Genomic DNA, 17,791 nt, shown 5'->3' with positions numbered 1-17,791 from the left:
CATGCCGGGATGGTAGGGCGGGTAGCCGCGCTCCTCTGTGTAGGTGTCGAGGATGGCCGAGAGGTCGAGCGCCTCCCGCACCGTGTCGCGGACAAAGTGCGCCATGTGCCAGGGTGGCACGAACTCGTGCAACGAGGGCGGCAGCAACCAGCCCTGATCCACATCCCAGGAGCGAAACACCTTGGCCATGAGCAGAGTGAATCACTCCCAGGCCACGCCGTCGAGAGGATTACTCGGACGGGCTCCTAGTAGCTGATCTTCTCGATCCACTCCTTCAGGATGCGGACGGGATGCCCAACGCCGTAATCGTCGTGGATGGTTCGCGAATCGTGACCGACGATCTGAAGCTGGATATCCCTGGGGCAGGAGACCGCCCGCATCCGGTCATGGGCGCGGTGGCGCAGCGAGTAGGTGACCTTGCGCTTGTCGGTGATCCCAACCCGCTCCATCCACCGACCCACGTTCTTGTTCACGATCACCATCGGCTTCTTGAACAGCCGTCCCTCGGTCCGGGCGGGAAGCAGCGGGATCAGAACGTCCGGGATCGGAACCCGGCGCATCGAGGTCTCGGTCTTCGCACTCACGTCGGATACGCCGATCATCCAGTAGCGGATGCCGTCTTCCTCGAACTCCTCGATCAGAGAATCGCACTCGCTCTGCCGCATGCCTGTGGTCGCCATCATCATCCACAGGAGCCGCTCATCGTCGCCGATCTTGGGGAGAGCCTTCTCCCGGAACAGCGTCATGTCGGCTTCCGTCAGGGGCAGGCGCTTGGTCTGGACCTGAACCTTGCCCTGGAGCTTGTGGAAGATGTCCTGGGCCGGATCGTGCTTCGGCAGCCCGTGGGCGATGGGGGCCTTCAGGTGGCTCAACCATTTCCGGATCGTCACCGGGGCCGGTGGCGGGGTCTGCGCCTTCAGGTGGGCGACGAACGCCCGGCCGTCGTCGCGCGTGCATTTGGCCAGCGGCTTGTGATCGACGAACGCCTTGAACTTCGCCCAGGAGCGGCGCGCGTCGTTGACGAAGTGCGTCGGTCGCGGCTGGAGCGCGAGGTAGTCCTCCAGCAGCTTCAGATCCGGGTCAGTTCTGGGGGCAGGGCGCTTCGGCTCGGGTGATTCGCCGACGACCGGCCAGACCTTGGGTTGGTCGGGATGCTTCGCCCAGACGATGAAGCCGTCCGGGCGCTCTGGGTCGAATTCCTGCGTCATTAAGACGCGGGGTCCGTTTCGGACTTCCTCGCGCCGGCCGTCCGGGTGAAGCAGCAACGCCGATTCAGGCGTGCCCCAGATCTCGACGCCGTCGTCCCGAACCGTCTTCCCCAACGGGTATGTGTAATCCGACTGCGGCCGGATGAGGAAGTGACCGTTCCGCCGATTCGCAGCGAGCCACAGTTCGCGCTTGTGCGCCTCGATCAGGGGCAGGGCGAGAAGCTCGGCGTGCGTTCGGTCCCTGGTCTTCAAGCTCCGCTGCACGGCCTTCCGCCCGGAATCCCGCGGGTACTGGAACTGGAGCCACCAGACCGATCCACGCCGGTACAGGTACCCGCTGTTCGGACGCCGCATCAGACCCACCGAATCTTGAAGGCGGTCGCCGTGGCATCGTCGGCGAAATAGATGGCCATCCGGCCGCGCGTGTAGAGCCAGCGGCTGGTCGGGTTCGGGACCCGCGACCACGCCGCCGCCTCGGCCTCGTACGCGCGCATCGGGCCCGGCCGGTATATTCCGGCCTCGTCGTTCACGACGAACTTCTTCACGAACTGCGTCAGGCCGGCGTGGGGGGCGAGGCGGCTCTCGGCAACGCCCTCGGTAATCTGGCGGAAACGCATCGGAGGCCTCAACGACAATCGCCAAGGACAAAGTATAACGACAGTCTCAACGACGGTCAAAGTTGATTTTTGACAATACTTTACGATGATCCAGAGCCGGTGGTGCGGATTCCCTCTACCCGCACCACCATCCCTCCGACGGCCGTGCGGCACAGATGGCCGCCTCATGTCTTCCGAACCGGGATCGCGCTGCCGCTGGCGGCCGGCCCGCGGAGCGAACATCGGTCGCCCTGACCTCCCGAGCGCCGTCGCCTATCTTCGCTGTTGCGCGGCCGCGAGGGCCGACCCACGCGGTGGAGCGGCCTGGTGAACGAACAGGGGATTGTCGCGGTTCTGGGCGCCGGTATGGCCGGTGCGGCCGCCGCACGGCAGCTCGCCGAGGCGGAGCTTCGTGTCCAGGTGTTCGACAAAGGTCGCAACGTCGGGGGGCGCATGGCGACCCGGCGCATCGGCGACCTGCAATTCGATCATGGCGCCCAGTTCATGCGGGCGCACGGCACCGCCTTCGCAACACAGCTCGACCGGTGGGCGGGGCAGGGCGTCGTTGCGCCCTGGGCCGGCTCCGGACGGTATGTCGGCGTGCCCGGCATGACCGAGCCCGTTCGCGACCTCCTTGCAGAACTTCCGGTGGCACGGACCACGACCATCACGCGCCTCCGTCGGGAGGATGGACATTGGTATCTCGACGACGCGTCGGGTGCCGTCCACGGCCGGTTCGATGCCGTGGCGATCACCTTCCCGGCTCCGCAGGTCGCGATTCTGCTCGCGGCATCCGGTCTCGCGATGCCCGGTGTCGAACGCGCCATCTACGCACCCTGCTGGTCCGTCATGATGGCGGTGGACGTGGCGATGCCGGATTTCCTGATCGAGCCGCGCGCGGATCCGATCGGCCTGATCGCATGCGACTCGTCCAAGCCCGGGCGGCCCGCCGGTGTCCGGCTCACGGTGCACGCCACGCCCGGCTGGTCGCGCCGGCAGCTCGAAGCCCCCCGCGCGGCGATCGTCGCCGACCTCGTCCGCGCGGCCGGCGAAACCCTCGGCTGCGTCCTTCGACCGACCTACGCGGAGGCGCATCGCTGGCGCTACGCGCAGGTCGAGACGGCCTTGCAGCTGCCCTGCCTGTACGATCCGGCCCTGCGCGTCGGCGCGGCCGGGGACTGGTGCCTCGGAGCGCGGATCGAGGCGGCGTACGACAGCGGACAGGCGCTCGCCCGCGCCCTGCTGGACGACCTGGACGGGCACGCGTGATCCCGCCGATCGCCTTCCATCCCGCCTACGAAGCGCCGCTCCCGGCCGGCCACCGGTTCCCGATGCGGAAATACGGCCTGCTCGCCGACACGCTGATCGCCAAGGGCCTGGCGCCCCTGGGCTTCGTGACGCCCGAGCCTGCCGGAGCCGACATTCTGATCCGCGCTCACGATGCCGCCTACGTCGATGCGGTGCTCGCCTGCGATGTCGGCCGGGACATCGAGCGGGCGATCGGACTTCCGGTCGACGCGGCTCTCGTCCGCCGCTCCCGCGCTTCGGTGGGCGGCACCCTGTTGGCGGCCCGACTCGCGCTCTCCGAAGGTCTGGCGGGGAGCGCTGCCGGGGGCAGCCATCACGCCCGGCGCCGACAGGGGGCCGGATTCTGCGTGCTGAATGACGTCGCGGTGGCCGCCCGCACCCTCCAGGCCGAAGGGCTCGTCCGCCGCGTCCTCGTGGTCGATCTCGACGTGCATCAGGGCGACGGCACCGCGGATTGTCTCGCCCGAAGCCCGGACCTGTTCACGTTCTCGGTTCACTGCGAGAACAACTACCCTTCCGACAAGATCGCCGGAGACCTGGATATCGGCCTGCCCGACAGGCTCGATGATGGCGGCTATCTCGACGTCCTGCGCGCGCGCCTGCCGGCCCTCTTCGACGCGTTCGCACCCGACCTCGTCTTCTACAATGCCGGCGTGGATCCCCACCGCGATGACCGCCTCGGCCGGCTCTGCCTCACCGACGACGGGCTTCTCGCCCGCGACCGCTTCGTCGTCGCCCAGGCCCGCGCCCGCGGGATCCCGCTCGCAGCGGTGATCGGTGGCGGATACACGCACGATGTCGAGGCCCTGGCCCGGCGCCATGCCCTGGTCTTCGAGGCCTTGGCGGCAGAGGCGGATATCCCTCCAGAGAACAGGTGAGACCTGATTGCATCACGTCTTCGGTGATCTGCAGTTCTCGCCGCCGGCGAAAGGGTTTGGGAACGGCATCGACCCAGGATCCAGGAGCCGCGGATTGCCGAGTTGTGTTCGCGGATTGCACGCAGTGACGCCATAGGGGTTCAACTATGCTCGCGCGGGTCTGGGATGTGGTGAAGGCGACGCTGGCGGTGTCGGCCCTGATCGCCGCCGCCCTCGTCTCGGCGGACAAGGTCGACCGGCAGCGGGCGCAACCGCTCGTCGGCGCCGCGTCGATCGAGCCTGCCACCACGGGAGCGATCGGACAGGATGGACGCCCCTGAGCCCGGCCGCGCCCGAGCGACCATCATCGACGGGCCTGCGTCAGAATGAGTCACGCGCAAGGGGAAACCTTGGCCGTCGGCGGCGTTCTCGCCCGGCGCCCAGGCTTGGCCGGTTGCAGCAGCCAACTTCGTTCAAAGGAAACGTTTTCGATGAAGTCCGCCCCCTTCGCACTGCTCGTCGTCCTCGTCGGCGCGGCGCCGGCTCTCTCGGAGATGGGAGCCGACCGCGCCGCCTGCACCCCGGACGTCATGCGCCTGTGTTCCGCGCAGATTCCCAATGCCGGAGCGATCACCCTCTGCCTGCGGGAGAAGCGAATGGTCCTCAGCACCGCCTGCCGCACGGTCGTGGATCGCTCCGGCCGTTCGGAGCGGACCGTCGCGAACCGCCACTAGACGGCGCGCCGCGTCCTACCAGCCATTGATGCGCGGCCAGACCGCGCCGGTCGGTAAGCCACCCGACAGAACGTGATAGCGATCGTGCTGGGCACCGGTCGCGCAGGCATGGTTGGGCAGGATCCGCAGGAGCGCCCCGATCGGAAGGTCGGGCAGTGCAGCCGATGCGCCCGTCCGAACCGCGACGATGCCGTGCTCCTGATTGGCATCCCGCACGATCAGATCCGGATAAGGCCGGCCGGCAGGATCGCAGACCAGTCCGTAGCCCTGATCCACCGCCTGCCGTGCCGTGCCCCGGTCGCGGGAGAGCGCCATCCATCCGGCATCCGTGATGATCCAGCCCTTGTCGTGCTGATGTCCGATCACCGTCGCCAGGACGGTGAGCGCGATATCGTCCACCGCGCAGGAGCCGACGCCCGCCTGGAACAGGTCGCCGATCATGAACACGCCGGCCCGCACCTCCGTGATGCCGGTGAGATCCGCCGCGTACCGGGCTGTCGGCGTCGAGCCGACACTCACGATCGGGCAGCGCAGCCCGGCGGCGCGCAGGATGTCGGCCGCCGCGACGGCGGCCACGCGCTCGGCCTCGGCCGCTCGCCGCAGGTCGACGGGGTCGCTCAAGCCGTAGCTGTCTCCGGCGTGGAGCAGCACGCCGCGCAGGCTGGCGCCTCCGGCGAGGGCACGCCCGATGGCGACGAGCACTTCGACATTGTGCGGTCCGACCCCGGAACGATGGCCGTCGGCATCCACCTCGATCAACACGGGCAGAGCATCGCCGTTGCGGCGGCTCCAGGTGGCGACGGCCTCGGCCTGGACGATCGAATCCACGACGATCGCGAGGTCTGCCCCCCAGTGTCGGCGGATCGCGCCGACGCGGTCGAGCTTCCGGGGGGCGATGCCGACGGCATAGAGGATGTCGCGGACGCCGCCCTCGGCGAAATACTCCGCCTCCCGAAGGGTCGAAACCGTGGCCGGTCCGGCGGGACTCGCCATCACCCGCCGCGCGACGTCGAGGGATTTGGCGGTCTTCAGGTGCGGACGCAGCGCGCCGCCGAGACCGTCGAGATGATCACGCATCCTGGCGACGTTGGCGTCCAGTTTGTCCGCGTCCAGGAGGAGGCACGGGGTTTCCAGTCGATCGAGACCATGGCCTCCGGGCGATCCCGCGCTGTCACCGATCATCGACTGCTCTCCTGAGTCCGGACTCAGGTGCCTGATAGGCGAGCCCCGACCCCGGTCCAAGGGCGCAGGAGAAGGACGTCTCGGCGCGGGAGCCGCGGCTTATCCTGGTCGGGGGGTCGGTCGCGACCTCACACGGATCGCTCGAGGGCGGCCACGAACGAGGCGGCATCGCGGGCCACGTCGTCGGCCGCCTTGCCCGGACGATAAAGATTCGATCCGAGACCGAAGCCGTCGGCTCCCGCCTGCCGCCAGCCCGCGATGCTGTCCGGCACGACCCCGCCGACCGCCAGAACCCGCGTGCCCGGAGGCAGGACCGCGCGGTGGGCCTTGAGCGCAAGAGGCGTCGCCACGTCCGCAGGAAACAGCTTGAGCGCGGTCGCCCCGGCCGCCAGGGCCGTGAAGGCCTCCGTCGGGGTCTGGTAGCCCGGCAGGGACGCCAGGCCGGCGGCGACGGTCGCGGCGATCACCGCCGGATCGACGTTCGGCGAGACCACCAATGTCCCGCCGGCGGTCGCGACGGCATCGACCTGCGCCGGCGTCAGCACGGTCCCGGCACCGACCACAGCACGCCCGGCGAGCCGTTCAGCGAGGATCGCGATGCTCCGCAGCGGCTCGGGGGAGTTAAGCGGGACCTCGATCAGGCGGAAGCCGGCTTCGACGAGGGCGTCGCCGACGTCCGGCGCGGCGTCCGGAGTCAGCCCCCGCAGGATCGCGACGAGGGGGCAGGCTGCGAAGGCCGCCTCGAACCGGTCGAGGATCGTCATGCCCGAAGACTCCAGATGGCGTGGATGCCGGCCGTGGTGGAACCGTCCGGCACGACGATCGGGTTCCCGCCCGCCTCGGTGATGGCGGCGGCGTAAAGCGCGCCGAGAGTGCCGCCGCCAAGCAGATGGACCGGGCGCCGACCCAGATCTGCCCGGGTGCCGACATCGGCGCCGATCAGGATGCCGCTGGCGTGGGACGCGGCGTCGCCCGGAGAAAGCCGGTCGAGCAGCAGGCCGGCCCGAACCTCGAAAAGCGCCGCAGCGAGGTTTTGGGCCGTGAGGCCGCGGCGCACGCCCTTCCGGAAAGCCGCTCCGTCCCGGACGTCACCGTCGAGCATTCCCGCCAGGATGCCGTGTCCGCGCAGCAGGGCGAAAATCTCACCGGTCATCACGGTGGTGAAATCGGTGATCGCACCGTCGACCGCTTCGATCCACTTGTTGTGGGTGCCAGGCTGGCAGAACAGTGCGGTCGCAGGCGCAGCCCCCGTGCCGATCGCGCCGAAGACTTGGATCTCCTCGCCCCGCATCACGTCGGGACGCTTCCCGTCCCGCAGGGCGACCCCTGGAACGATCCGCACTCCGGGTGCGGCCTCCACGCAGCCATCCGCCAGGGCGACGAGGTTTGCCGGCGCGGCCACGTAGGGCGCCGCGCGCCAGCCCCGGTTGGATCCGACCATCCCCGCGGCGATGACCGCGTGTGCACCGAGCCGCGCACGCAGCCCGTCGATCTCGGCCGGATAATCAGCGGGCGTGAGGGCGAGGATGCCGCGGTCGTCCTGCAGGCTGTCCAGCACCGTGCCCTCGGCCGACATGGCGTAAGCCCGTCGGTTGGTCGTGCCCCAATCGACAGCGAGATAGGCGGCCTGACCGACCATGCCGTAGCCCTCCCGAAGCAAGTCGACAGAATTTGTCTGCGTTAATCACGCGATGTGTTCCGGTCAAGCTCAGACCACGCGGATCTGCGCCGCCAGTCCGATCGATATCACTCACCGGGGATTGTCGCGTCGCCGTGATCGATTGCGATGGACTGTAGGGCCGGGGATCGGCGATATGGCGGCAAGAAGTCTAACCCGGGAGGGACACGCTTGGCACGGGATATAATCCTGGCGACCGATGGCCTGACGATGGAATTCCGCGGATTCCGGGCCGTCAACGGCGTGGCGTTGCAGGTGGAGCGCGGAACGATTCACGCCCTCATAGGGCCGAATGGTGCCGGCAAGACCACCTGCTTCAACCTGCTGACCAAGTTCCTCATCCCCACCGCCGGGACGATCCGCTACAAGGATCGGGACATCACCGGCCTGAAGGCCGCCGACGTGGCCCGGCTCGGCCTGGTGCGCTCGTTTCAGATCTCGGCCGTCTTCCCCCATCTCACGGTGATGGAAAACGTCCGCATCGCCCTGCAGCGGCGGCGGCGCGGCGATTCCTTCGACTTCTGGCGGCCGGAGCGTGTGCTGCGGGCGCTCAACGGCGAGGCGCTGGCCCTCGTGGAGGCCGTCGGTCTCTCCGAGTTCGCCGACGTGCTGGCGGTCGAGCTGTCCTATGGCCGCAAGCGCGCCCTCGAGATCGCAACCACGCTCGCCCTCGACCCCGAGATGCTCCTCCTCGACGAGCCCATGGCCGGCATGGGCCACGAGGATGTCGAGCGTACGGCGCAGCTGATCCGCCGGGTCTCGAAGGATCGGACCATCCTGATGGTCGAGCACAACCTGTCGGTCGTCGCCTCCCTGTCGGACCGGATCACCGTTCTCGCCCGCGGCCAGGTGCTCGCCGAGGGCGACTACGCCACCGTCTCCAAGGATCCACGCGTGGTCGAAGCGTATATCGGGGCGGGACATGCGTGAGGCGGCACTGAAGACCCCGGCTCCGGCCAAGGCGGCCGACGCCCTCCTGACGGTCCGCGGCCTGAAGGGCTGGTACGGCGAGAGCCATGTGCTCCACGGGATCGATATCGACGTCCGTGCGGGCGAGGTGATCACCCTGCTCGGCCGCAACGGCGCCGGCAAGACCACGACTCTCCGGGCGATCATCGGCATCCTCGGCAAGCGTACGGGCTCCATCGTCTATGACGGCGTTGAGACGATCCGGATGGCTTCGCGCAACATCGCCCGGCTCGGGCTCGGCTACGTTCCGGAGGAGCGGGGCATCTTCGCGAGCCTCACGGTTCACGAGAACCTGATGCTGCCGCCGCGGGTGAAGCCGGGGGGCATGTCGGTGGCGGAGATCCACCAGCTCTTCCCGAACCTCAAGGAGCGCGCCGGCAGCCAGGGCACCAAACTCTCCGGTGGCGAGCAGCAGATGCTGGCGATCGGCCGCATCCTGCGCACCGGTGCCAAGCTGATCCTCCTCGACGAGCCCACGGAAGGTCTCGCACCGGTCATCGTCCAGCAGATCGGCCGCACCATCCAGCAATTGAAGTCCCAGGGCTACACGATCGTGCTGGTCGAACAGAACTTTCGCTTCGCCCAGACGCTGGCGGACCGGCATTTCGTCATCGAGCAGGGGCGGGTGGTCGATATGATCCCCAACGACGCGCTTGACGCCAATATCGACAAGCTGCACGCCTATCTCGGCGTCTGAAGCCCGCACCTGAAGAAGCTAGAATCGCCAGCAATCGGCGTCTCGATACTCGGCCGGCAAGATCTGCCGCGCCGCCGGAGGATGAAAACGCAATGTTCGGACGTATCGCCCGGCCCGTGACCCTCGCCGCCCTCGCCGGAGCCCTGATGATGGGTACCGCGGCGGCACAGACGAACGTGAAGATCGGCATCCTCGGCGACCGCTCGGGCGCCTATTCCGACATCAGCGGCGAGGGCTCGGTGGTCGCCGCGAAGCTCGCCCTCGAGGACTTCAAGCCGGAGCAGCACGGCCTGAAGGTCGAGATCGTCTCGGCCGACCACCAGAACAAGCCGGACGTCGGTGCCGCGATCGCCCGGCAATGGTACGACCGCGACAACGTCGACATGATCACCGACGGCGTGACCTCCTCGGTGGCGCTCGCCATCAGCCAGGTCACCAAGGAGAAGAACAAGGTCTTCATCGACACCGGCGCCGGCACGGCCGACCTGACCGGCCCGCAATGCACGCCGAACACCATCCACTGGGTCTACGACACGGTGGCGCTCGCCAACGGCACCGGCGGCGCCATGGTGAAGCGCGGCGGTACTTCGTGGTTCTTCCTCACCGCCGACTACGTCTTCGGCCAGACCCTCCAGCGCGACACCAGCGCGGTCATCACCAAGAACGGCGGCAAGGTCGTGGGCTCGGTGAAGACCCCGTTCCCGACCTCGGACTTCTCGTCCTTCCTGCTCCAGGCGCAAGGTTCGGGCGCCAAGGTGATCGGTCTCGCCAATGCCGGCACCGACACGATCAACTCGATCAAGCAGGCCGGCGAGTTCGGCATCACCGAGGGCGGGCAGGCGCTGGCCGGCCTCCTGGTCTTCTCGTCGGACGTGCACTCGCTCGGCACCAAGGTCGCCCAGGGGCTGGTGCTGACCGAGCCGTTCTACTGGGACCTGAACGACCAGACCCGCGCCTTCTCGGACCGGTTCGCCAAGCAGATGAAGGGCGGCTCGAAGCCCACCGCCAACCATGCCGGCGTCTATTCCGACGTGCTCCATTACCTGAAGGCTGTGGCCGAGCTGAAGTCGACCGCCGACGGCGCCGCCGCGGTGGCCAAGATGAAGGCGATGCCCACCGACGACCCGCTGTTCGGCAAGGGCGTGATCCGCGCGGACGGCCGCAAGATCCACGACATGTACCTGTTCGAGGTCAAGAAGCCCGCCGAGTCGAAGGGCGAGTGGGATCTCTACAAGAAGCTCGAGACGATCCCGGGCGATCAGGTCTTCCGGCCGCTCAATGAGGGCAATTGCCCCCTCGTGAAGGGCTGAGCATGCGATCGGGGCGCGGAGTACGGCCATGACCACGATCTTCGGTGTGCCGATGCAGGCCCTGTTCGGGCAACTGCTGCTCGGCCTGATCAACGGTTCGTTCTACGCGATCCTGTCGCTGGGGCTGGCGATCATCTTCGGCCTCCTGAACATCATCAACTTCGCCCACGGCGCGCTCTACATGATGGGCGCGTTCGTGGCCTGGATGCTGCTCACCTATTTCGGCCTCGGCTACTGGTGGGCGCTGGGGCTCGCGCCCCTGGTGGTGGGGGCCTTCGGAATCGTGCTGGAGCGGGTGCTCATCGCCCGGCTCTACAAGCTCGACCACCTGTACGGCCTGCTCCTGACCTTCGGCCTCGCGCTGATCATCCAGGGCCTGTTCCGCAACCAGTACGGCGTCTCCGGGCTCCCCTACGCGATCCCGGCGGAACTGTCCGGCGGCCAGCGCCTGCCCTTTATGTTCCTCCCGAACTACCGGGCCTGGGTGGTCGTCGCCTCGCTCGTCGTTTGTATCGCCACGTGGCTCGTGATCGAGAAGACCAAGCTCGGCGCCTACCTTCGCGCCGCCACCGAAAACCCGACGCTGGTCCAGGCCTTCGGGGTCAACGTGCCGCTGTTCCTGACCCTGACCTACGGGTTCGGCGTCGCGCTCGCGGGCTTCGCCGGGGTGCTTGCCGCGCCGATCTATTCGGTGAACCCCAACATGGGCGCCGACATCATCATCGTGGTCTTCGCCGTCGTCGTCATCGGCGGCATGGGCTCGATCCTCGGCTCGGTGATCACGGGCTTCACCCTCGGCCTCGTCGAGGGACTGACCAAGGTGTTCTATCCGGAGGCCTCGGCCACCGTGATCTTCGTGATCATGGTGGTGGTGCTCCTCGTCAAACCCGCCGGCCTGTTCGGGCGCGCGGCCTGATCGCGATCTGAGGGACGATTTTCATGGCCGACACCGCCGCCCTCGACGCCGCCCCGATCGCCGCAGCGCTGCCGAACAGCCGCGACGACAAGGCGCTGCATCGCCTGATCTTCGTCGGCATCGCCGTGCTGCTGATCGTGGCGCCGCTGGTGCTGTACCCCGTCTACCTGATGAAGGTTCTGTGCTTCGCGCTGTTCGCGCTCGCCTTCAACCTGCTGCTCGGCTACGGCGGCCTGCTCTCCTTCGGTCACGCCGCCTATTTCGGCATGGCGAGCTACCTCTGCGCCTACACGGCCAAGCAGCTCGGCTTCACACCGGAACTCGCGATCCTCAGCGGGACCGTCACGGCGGCGCTGCTCGGTCTGGTCTTCGGCGCTCTGGCGATCCGCCGGCAGGGTATCTACTTCTCGATGATCACCCTGGCGCTCGCCCAGATGGTGTTCTTTTTCTCACTGCAGGCGAAGTTCACGGGCGGCGAGGACGGCATCCAGGCGGTGCCGCGCGGGGCGCTGTTCGGCACGTTCAGCCTCGCGGACGACCGGGCGATGTACGCCGTGGTCGCCGTGATCTTCATGGCCGGGATGCTGCTGATCTACCGCATCATCCACTCGCCCTTCGGGCAGGTGCTGAAGGCGATCCGCGACAACGAGCCGAGGGCGATCTCGCTGGGCTACCGGGCCAGCCAGTACAAGCTCGCGGTGTTCGTTCTCTCGGCGACGCTGGCCGGGCTTGCCGGTTCCACCAAGGCGATCGTGTTCCAGCTGGCCTCGCTCACCGACGTCCACTGGTCGATGTCGGGCGAGGTGGTGCTGATGACCCTCGTCGGCGGCATGGGCACCGTGTTCGGGCCGATCGTCGGCGCGCTGGTGATCGTCACCATGGAGACCTACCTCGCGCAGTTCGGCGCCTGGGTGACGATCATCCAGGGCTGCGTGTTCGTGCTCTGCGTGCTGCTCTTCCGCGAGGGCATCGTCGGCCTGATCGCCCGGCTGATCCGCCGGCCACTGTAGCGCCGGATCCGCGCCGGCGGCTCGATGGGCCGGCGCGGTCACACTTCGTTAACCAACAGACCCCACCCTGACGCTCCTCGGTTGTCAGGGACCGCCATGACGCACGACCGCGCGCTCAGCATCGACGATCCCGCCCTCGACTGCCCCGTCGCGCCGGACGTGGTCGGCCGCCTGATCAAGGCGGATCCGGATGGGGCCGCATACCTCCTCGACGGCATACCGGAAGCGACCCGGGCGCGGCTCGCGGTCTGGCTCTACGGCCGCAGCCACACCCATGCGCTCGGCGTCCGCGTCGCGGCGACCTGCGACGGCACGAGCCTGCGCCGGACCGCGGGGCTCGTCGGAACCGCCCTCTACGATCTGTCCCGCAGACCCTACGCGGCGCCGAGCCACGGGGCGCGGGGCGGTGGCGCGGGCCGGATCTCCCTGGGCGGCTCGACGCGGCGCGCCTGAGCGGCCGCGATCCCCCAACGCGGCGATTGGATCGCCGCCGTGCAGGGACTATTCTCGGCGGCAATGTCCGCATCCCCGTCAGCGCCGTCGGTCCGCCTCCTCGATCCCGTGCTCGTCGACCGCATCGCGGCGGGCGAGGTGGTGGAGCGTCCCGCTTCGGCCGTGAAGGAGCTGGTCGAGAACGCCGTCGATGCCGGGGCTCAGACCATCGAGGTCACCGTCGAGGCCGGCGGCCGTCGGCTCATCCGCGTGGTCGACGACGGCCGCGGCATGAGCCCGGACGACCTCGATCTCGCGGTCGAGCGTCACGCCACGTCGAAGCTGCCGGCGGGCGACCTCACGGCGATCGACACCCTCGGTTTCCGCGGCGAGGCCCTGCCGTCGATCGGCGCGGTGTCGCGGCTCGCCATCGTGACCCGGACCGGGGAGGCCGAGGCCGGGGCGACCTTGACTGTCGAAGCGGGGCTGAAGGGTCAGGTGCGCCCGGCACCGGCCCAGCGCGGCACCCGGATCGAGGTGACCGAACTGTTCGCCGCGACGCCGGCCCGCCTCAAGTTCCTGAAATCCGACCGGGCGGAGAACGCCGCCATCGCCGAGGCCTTGCGGCGCCTCGCCGTGACCCAGCCGGGCATCCGCTTCACGCTGCGTGCCGATGCCGGGCAGCCCCTCGTGCTGCCAGCGGAGGCCGGACCGGACGCGGCTCTGCGCCGCCTCGCCGCCGTGCTCGGGCCGGATTTCGCCGCCAATGCCCTTCCCGTCTCCCTGGCCCGGGAGGGGCTCGCGGTGACCGGCCATATCGGCCTGCCGACCTACCACCGCGGGGCCGGGACCCACATCCATCTTGCGGTCAACGGCCGCCCGGTCCGCGACCGCCTGCTCCTCGGGGCGGTGCGCGGGGCCTATGCCGATACCCTGGCCTCCGACCGCCATCCGGTGCTCGGCCTCGCCATCGCCTGCGATCCCGAGTTGGTCGACGTCAACGTCCATCCGGCCAAGACAGAAGTGCGGTTCCGCGAGCCGGGCCTCGTGCGGGCGCTGATGGTCAGCGCGATCCACGACGCCCTGCGCCGGGGCGGCGCCCGCTCGGCCACCACCGGCGGCGCCCGGACCCTCGACGCCCTGCGTCCGTCCGGCCCACCGCTCGGGATCCACAGCGGCGCTGCCGCGCCGAGCCTGTTCCAGCCGACCCGGCCGGGCCTGTTCCCCGCCGGCGCGCCTTCGGTGGGGGCGCCCTCCGGCTACCGGCAGGCCGCCGCCGCGTGGCGCCCGGCGCCGGACCCGGCGCTCACGGATCCGACGGGCTTCGGCGAAGCGCCCCAGGCGGCCTTCGCGCCGCCGGAGCCGCCTTACGAGATGGCCCCACCCCGGGCGGACACCCGGGCCGCCTTCGAGGCCGCCGAGGGGCTCGACCACCCCCTCGGTGCCGCCCGCGCCCAGATCCATGAGACCTACATCCTCGCCCAGACCCGCGACGGCGTCGTCATCGTCGACCAGCACGCGGCCCACGAGCGCCTCGTCTACGAGCGGATGAAGGCCGAGCGGGAAGCGGGCGGCATCGCCCGGCAGGGGCTCCTGATCCCTGACGTCGTCGAGATGAGTCCCGAGGAGGCTGACCGGCTCGTCGCCGCCGCCCCGGACCTCGACCGCCTGGGTCTCGCCATCGAGGCGTTCGGACCCGGCGCGGTGCTGGTCCGCGAGGTCCCGGCCGCGCTGATCGGTGCCTCGGTGCGCGATCTCGTCACCGACATCCTCGACGCCCTGGAGGCGAGCGGCGAGGAGGAGGGGGGCGCCCCGGCCGCCGAGGGCGGACCGCTCGGGCGGCGCCTGGATGCCGTGCTGTCGCGCATGAGCTGCCACGGCTCCATCCGCGCCGGCCGGCGCCTCCGGCCTGAGGAGATGAACGCGCTCCTGCGCGAGATGGAGGTGACGCCCAACTCCGGCCAGTGCAATCATGGCCGGCCCACCTCAATCGAACTCAAGCTCGCCGACATCGAACGCCTGTTCGGTCGCCGTTAGCGTCCCGGTGCCGATCCCGCTGGCGGCGCGGAGGCGCCCGGTCCACAACGGGCGATGCAAACACGGTCCGCGGACCGGCGATCAGGCCGTCCCGAAAGGCCGGCGCGGGAAGGGGAGGCTCGGAACCATGAGCGATATCGTCATCACCGACGCGACACCCGCCGCCACATGCCAGGAACGCGCCGACGGATCCGGATCGCGACTCCGTCATGCGGCGCCCGCCGCCGCGACGGTGCGTTGAGATGTCCGGCCCGTTCGATCTCGCCGGCCGCCACGTCCTGGTAACCGGCGCCTCCAGCGGCCTCGGCCGTCACTTCGCGGGGACGCTGGCCCGGGCTGGGGCGCGTCTGTCCCTCGGGGCGCGCCGCGCCGATGCCCTGGCCGAGACGGTCGCGCGGGTGGAGGCGGAAGGCGGCGAGGCCCACGCGATCGTCATGGACGTCACCGACGCCGGCAGCGTCGAGCGGGCGCTCGACGCCGCGGAGGCGCGGTTCGGTCCCGTGGCGGTCCTGGTGAACAATGCCGGCGTGACGGCCACGAAGCCGGCCCTCGACCTCGACGAGGATTCCTGGGACGCGGTCCTCGACACCAACCTCAAGGGCGTCTGGCTGGTCGCTCAGGCCACCGGACGGCGCATGGTCCGCAACGGCGCGGGTGGCAGCATCGTCAACATCGCCTCGATCCTGGGTCTGCGGGTTGCGGGCGGCCTGACCCCCTACGCGGCTTCGAAGGCCGCGGTCGTTCAGCTGACCAAGAGCCTGGCACTGGAATGGGCGCGCTACGGCATCCGCGTGAACGCCCTGGCACCGGGCTATATCAAGACCGAGCTGAACGACGCCTTCTTCGAGTCCGAAGCCGGCCGGGCGCTGATCAAGCGCGTGCCGCAGCGCCGTCTGGGGGAGGCCGCCGAACTCGACGGACCGCTCCTGCTGCTCGCTTCGGAGGCGGGGTCCTACATGACCGGCAGCGTCGTGGCGGTTGATGGCGGCCACCTCGTCTCGGGCCTGTAGCGACCGCCGCGAACAGGCGCGGCTCAGAGCGCCCGCGCCTGTTCGCGCAGCACGAATTTCTGGATCTTGCCCGTCGACGTCTTCGGCAGCGGCCCGAACACCACGGTCTTCGGCACCTTGAATCGGGCCATCCGCTCGCGGCAGAACGCGATCAGGTCCTGCTCGCTCGGCGGGGAGGCGCCGGGCTTCATCTCCAGGAACGCGCAGGGGCTCTCCCCCCAGGTCGGGTCCGGCCGCGCCACCACGGCCGCCAGCATCACCGCAGGGTGGCGCATCAGCACCTCCTCGACCTCCAGGCTGGAGATGTTCTCGCCGCCGGAGATGATGATGTCCTTAGCCCGGTCCTTGATCTCGACCGAGCCGTCGGGGTGCCAGACCGCGAGGTCGCCGGTCCGATACCAGCCGCCGGCGAGCGCCTGCTCGGTGGCGTCCGGATTTTTGAGATACCCCTTCATCACCGTGTTGCCGCGCAGGCGGATCTCGCCAACGGCCATGCCGTCCCGGGGCACCGGCGCGTCCGTCGCCGCATCGGCCACGCACAGGGCTTCCAGGGTCGCCAGCGGCACGCCCTGGCGGGCCATGCGGGCGTAGCGCTCGGGATCGTCCAGGTCCGTCCAGTCCGGCTGCGCCAGGCAGACCGTCGCAGGGCCGTAGCTCTCGGTCGCGCCGTACAGGTGCGTCACCTGGAAGCCCAGTTCCTCCATGGTGCGGATGATCGTCGAGGACGGGGCCGCGCCGCCGACCGCGCAGCGCACGCGCTGGGGGAACGGCCTGCGGTTGTTGGCCGGCGCGTGCGCGATCATCGACAGGACGATCGGCGCGCCGCAGAGATGTGTCACGCCATGCTCGGCGATCAGCCGGAAGATCGCCGCCGGCTCGACTCGGCGCAGGCAGACCTGCGTGGCGCAGGCGGCGACGCTCGCCCAGGGATACGACCAGCCGCTGCAATGGAACATGGGAAGCGTCCAGAGATAGACGCTGTCGGCGGTGAGCCCGAAGGTGACGGCGTTGCCGAGAGCCTGGAGATAGCCGCCGCGATGGCTGTAGACCGCGCCCTTCGGGTCGCCGGTCGTGCCGGATGTGTAGAGCAGGCAGAGCGACTGCCACTCGTCCGTCGGGCCTTTCCAGGCATAGTCCGGATCGCCCTCGGCCAGCAGCATCTCGTAGGGCAGCGCCCCGTCGATGCCGGTCTCGCCGATCGCCACCACCAGGACGGGCTCGCCGAGTTCGGCGAGCGCCTTCGCGGCCAGCGCGCCGAACTCGGCCTCGACGATCAGGACCCGAGCGCCGCCGTGCCGGAGCGAAAACGCGATCGTCGTTGGGTCGAGGCGAGTATTGAGCGGGTTCAGGACCCCCCCGACCATGGGCACGGCGAAATGGGCCTCGATCATTTCCGTGACGTTCGGCGCCAGGATCGCCACGGTATCGAGCCGCCCGACTCCCCGGCCGGCCAGGCCGCCGGCGAGGCGACGGCAGCGGGCGTAGAGATCCGCGTAGGTGAGGCGCCGCGCGCCGTCGACGACCGCGACTCTCGCGCCGGCGGCGGCGGCGGCGCGCGCCAGCAGGCTCGCCGGGGTCAGCGGGACGTCGTTGGCCGGCCTGCGGCCGAGACCGACCTCGAACGGGTGATCGCCGGTCTCGAACCTCTCGGCGTAAATCGGAGGCGTCTCCGTCATCGTTGGGCCTTCTGATCAGGCGTCGGGCGTGGCGTGCGCTCCACCCCAGGATGATTTCGCGGCCGTACCGCCTGTCAATCGGCGGCGCGGCGATGGGCGGCGTCACGCGCGCGATCTGTCACCGAGCCCTGTTGACGGCGACGCAACCCTGGCGGATGCCGGTTCTCCGAG

At 69.4% G+C, this 17,791-nt stretch carries 18 protein-coding genes and 1 pseudogene; 12 read left to right on the top strand and 7 right to left on the bottom strand.

Features of this window, described 5'->3' with window-relative positions; translation table 11 throughout:
* The 3 genes and pseudogenes from ACXJKQ_RS24110 to ACXJKQ_RS24100 form a co-directional block, all read right to left on the bottom strand.
* Positions 1-189: pseudogene (locus tag ACXJKQ_RS24110) on the bottom strand (IS5/IS1182 family transposase); the annotation flags it as partial.
* A 56-nt stretch (positions 190-245) separates the two neighbouring features.
* Complete coding sequence (locus ACXJKQ_RS24105; protein WP_457108224.1) at positions 246-1,562, bottom strand: DUF6538 domain-containing protein; 1,317 nt, start codon at positions 1,560-1,562, stop codon at positions 246-248.
* The gene (locus tag ACXJKQ_RS24100) at positions 1,562-1,825 is read right to left on the bottom strand and encodes a hypothetical protein (RefSeq protein ID WP_457108223.1); all 264 of its coding nucleotides are present in this window, start codon (positions 1,823-1,825) and stop codon (positions 1,562-1,564) included. Before ACXJKQ_RS24100 ends, ACXJKQ_RS24105 begins: the two co-directional genes overlap by 1 nt.
* A 306-nt stretch (positions 1,826-2,131) precedes the next feature.
* Here ACXJKQ_RS24100 and ACXJKQ_RS24095 point away from each other — a divergent pair, with 306 nt between their 5' ends.
* From ACXJKQ_RS24095 to ACXJKQ_RS24080, 4 genes are all read left to right on the top strand, one after another.
* Positions 2,132-3,073: an NAD(P)/FAD-dependent oxidoreductase gene (locus ACXJKQ_RS24095; RefSeq protein ID WP_457108222.1), complete on the top strand. Its 942-nt coding sequence runs from the start codon at positions 2,132-2,134 to the stop codon at positions 3,071-3,073.
* Positions 3,073-3,990, top strand: a complete 918-nt coding sequence (locus ACXJKQ_RS24090) for a histone deacetylase family protein (protein WP_457108225.1) — start codon at positions 3,073-3,075, stop codon at positions 3,988-3,990. The genes ACXJKQ_RS24095 and ACXJKQ_RS24090 overlap by 1 nt, the downstream gene beginning before the upstream one ends.
* Positions 3,991-4,136: 146 nt before the next feature.
* The gene (locus tag ACXJKQ_RS24085) at positions 4,137-4,310 is read left to right on the top strand and encodes a hypothetical protein (protein WP_457108221.1); all 174 of its coding nucleotides are present in this window, start codon (positions 4,137-4,139) and stop codon (positions 4,308-4,310) included.
* Between the two features lie 150 nt (positions 4,311-4,460).
* The gene (locus tag ACXJKQ_RS24080; RefSeq protein WP_457108220.1) at positions 4,461-4,703 is read left to right on the top strand and encodes a hypothetical protein; all 243 of its coding nucleotides are present in this window, start codon (positions 4,461-4,463) and stop codon (positions 4,701-4,703) included.
* Between the two features lie 15 nt (positions 4,704-4,718).
* Here the strand turns inward: ACXJKQ_RS24080 and ACXJKQ_RS24075 are convergent, their stop codons facing one another.
* The 3 genes from ACXJKQ_RS24075 to ACXJKQ_RS24065 form a co-directional block, all read right to left on the bottom strand.
* Positions 4,719-5,885, bottom strand: a complete 1,167-nt coding sequence (locus ACXJKQ_RS24075) for an alanine racemase (RefSeq protein WP_457108219.1) — start codon at positions 5,883-5,885, stop codon at positions 4,719-4,721.
* A 128-nt stretch (positions 5,886-6,013) separates the two neighbouring features.
* Positions 6,014-6,649, bottom strand: a complete 636-nt coding sequence (locus tag ACXJKQ_RS24070; protein WP_457108218.1) for a 2-dehydro-3-deoxy-6-phosphogalactonate aldolase — start codon at positions 6,647-6,649, stop codon at positions 6,014-6,016.
* On the bottom strand, positions 6,646-7,524 hold the full coding sequence (locus ACXJKQ_RS24065; protein ID WP_457108217.1) for a 2-dehydro-3-deoxygalactonokinase: 879 nt from the start codon (positions 7,522-7,524) through the stop codon (positions 6,646-6,648). The genes ACXJKQ_RS24070 and ACXJKQ_RS24065 overlap by 4 nt, the downstream gene beginning before the upstream one ends.
* 210 nt (positions 7,525-7,734) lie before the next feature.
* On the opposite strand from ACXJKQ_RS24065, the gene ACXJKQ_RS24060 reads away from it, so the two are divergent.
* The 8 genes from ACXJKQ_RS24060 (at position 7,735) to ACXJKQ_RS24025 (ending at position 15,944) form a co-directional block, all read left to right on the top strand.
* A complete protein-coding gene (locus ACXJKQ_RS24060; protein WP_457108216.1) occupies positions 7,735-8,493 on the top strand; it encodes an ABC transporter ATP-binding protein in 759 nt (252 codons plus the stop codon).
* On the top strand, positions 8,486-9,229 hold the full coding sequence (locus ACXJKQ_RS24055) for an ABC transporter ATP-binding protein (RefSeq protein ID WP_457108215.1): 744 nt from the start codon (positions 8,486-8,488) through the stop codon (positions 9,227-9,229). Before ACXJKQ_RS24060 ends, ACXJKQ_RS24055 begins: the two co-directional genes overlap by 8 nt.
* A gap of 92 nt (positions 9,230-9,321) precedes the next feature.
* Entirely contained in the window at positions 9,322-10,539 is a 1,218-nt protein-coding gene (locus tag ACXJKQ_RS24050) for an ABC transporter substrate-binding protein (RefSeq protein WP_457108214.1), read from the top strand.
* A 28-nt stretch (positions 10,540-10,567) separates the two neighbouring features.
* Positions 10,568-11,455 carry a branched-chain amino acid ABC transporter permease gene (locus ACXJKQ_RS24045; protein WP_457108213.1) on the top strand — a complete coding sequence of 296 codons (888 nt, stop codon included), beginning with the start codon at positions 10,568-10,570 and terminating at the stop codon, positions 11,453-11,455.
* Positions 11,456-11,478: 23 nt separating this feature from the next.
* A complete protein-coding gene (locus ACXJKQ_RS24040; RefSeq protein ID WP_457108212.1) occupies positions 11,479-12,465 on the top strand; it encodes a branched-chain amino acid ABC transporter permease in 987 nt (328 codons plus the stop codon).
* 96 nt (positions 12,466-12,561) lie between these two features.
* A complete protein-coding gene (locus tag ACXJKQ_RS24035) occupies positions 12,562-12,918 on the top strand; it encodes a hypothetical protein (protein ID WP_457108211.1) in 357 nt (118 codons plus the stop codon).
* Positions 12,919-12,981: 63 nt separating this feature from the next.
* A complete protein-coding gene (gene mutL / locus ACXJKQ_RS24030) occupies positions 12,982-14,934 on the top strand; it encodes a DNA mismatch repair endonuclease MutL (RefSeq protein ID WP_457108210.1) in 1,953 nt (650 codons plus the stop codon).
* A 242-nt stretch (positions 14,935-15,176) separates the two neighbouring features.
* Positions 15,177-15,944, top strand: coding sequence for an SDR family NAD(P)-dependent oxidoreductase (locus tag ACXJKQ_RS24025; protein ID WP_457108209.1), 768 nt, complete (start codon positions 15,177-15,179; stop codon positions 15,942-15,944).
* 23 nt (positions 15,945-15,967) lie between these two features.
* On the opposite strand, the gene ACXJKQ_RS24020 is transcribed toward ACXJKQ_RS24025, so the two are convergent.
* Positions 15,968-17,620, bottom strand: coding sequence for an AMP-binding protein (locus ACXJKQ_RS24020; protein ID WP_457108208.1), 1,653 nt, complete (start codon positions 17,618-17,620; stop codon positions 15,968-15,970).
* Positions 17,621-17,791 lie beyond the last annotated feature (171 nt).

This window comes from Methylobacterium sp. P5_C11 (genome assembly GCF_054049775.1).
The sequence above is the reverse complement of the archived record's forward strand: the minus strand, read 5'-3'. Positions and strand labels throughout refer to the sequence as shown.

Bases quoted from the DNA above. Each gene is read 5' to 3' on its own strand.
- ACXJKQ_RS24105 (WP_457108224.1), bottom strand. From the start codon at position 1,562: ATGCGGCGTCCGAACAGCGGGTACCTGTACCGGCGTGGATCGGTCTGG.
- ACXJKQ_RS24100 (WP_457108223.1), bottom strand. From the start codon at position 1,825: ATGCGTTTCCGCCAGATTACCGAGGGCGTTGCCGAGAGCCGCCTCGCC.
- ACXJKQ_RS24085 (WP_457108221.1), top strand. From the start codon at position 4,137: ATGCTCGCGCGGGTCTGGGATGTGGTGAAGGCGACGCTGGCGGTGTCG.
- ACXJKQ_RS24080 (WP_457108220.1), top strand. From the start codon at position 4,461: ATGAAGTCCGCCCCCTTCGCACTGCTCGTCGTCCTCGTCGGCGCGGCG.
- ACXJKQ_RS24075 (WP_457108219.1), bottom strand. From the start codon at position 5,885: ATGATCGGTGACAGCGCGGGATCGCCCGGAGGCCATGGTCTCGATCGA.
- ACXJKQ_RS24070 (WP_457108218.1), bottom strand. From the start codon at position 6,649: ATGACGATCCTCGACCGGTTCGAGGCGGCCTTCGCAGCCTGCCCCCTC.
- ACXJKQ_RS24065 (WP_457108217.1), bottom strand. From the start codon at position 7,524: ATGGTCGGTCAGGCCGCCTATCTCGCTGTCGATTGGGGCACGACCAAC.
- ACXJKQ_RS24055 (WP_457108215.1), top strand. From the start codon at position 8,486: ATGCGTGAGGCGGCACTGAAGACCCCGGCTCCGGCCAAGGCGGCCGAC.
- ACXJKQ_RS24050 (WP_457108214.1), top strand. From the start codon at position 9,322: ATGTTCGGACGTATCGCCCGGCCCGTGACCCTCGCCGCCCTCGCCGGA.
- ACXJKQ_RS24045 (WP_457108213.1), top strand. From the start codon at position 10,568: ATGACCACGATCTTCGGTGTGCCGATGCAGGCCCTGTTCGGGCAACTG.
- ACXJKQ_RS24040 (WP_457108212.1), top strand. From the start codon at position 11,479: ATGGCCGACACCGCCGCCCTCGACGCCGCCCCGATCGCCGCAGCGCTG.
- ACXJKQ_RS24035 (WP_457108211.1), top strand. From the start codon at position 12,562: ATGACGCACGACCGCGCGCTCAGCATCGACGATCCCGCCCTCGACTGC.
- mutL (WP_457108210.1), top strand. From the start codon at position 12,982: ATGTCCGCATCCCCGTCAGCGCCGTCGGTCCGCCTCCTCGATCCCGTG.
- ACXJKQ_RS24025 (WP_457108209.1), top strand. From the start codon at position 15,177: ATGTCCGGCCCGTTCGATCTCGCCGGCCGCCACGTCCTGGTAACCGGC.
- ACXJKQ_RS24020 (WP_457108208.1), bottom strand. From the start codon at position 17,620: ATGACGGAGACGCCTCCGATTTACGCCGAGAGGTTCGAGACCGGCGAT.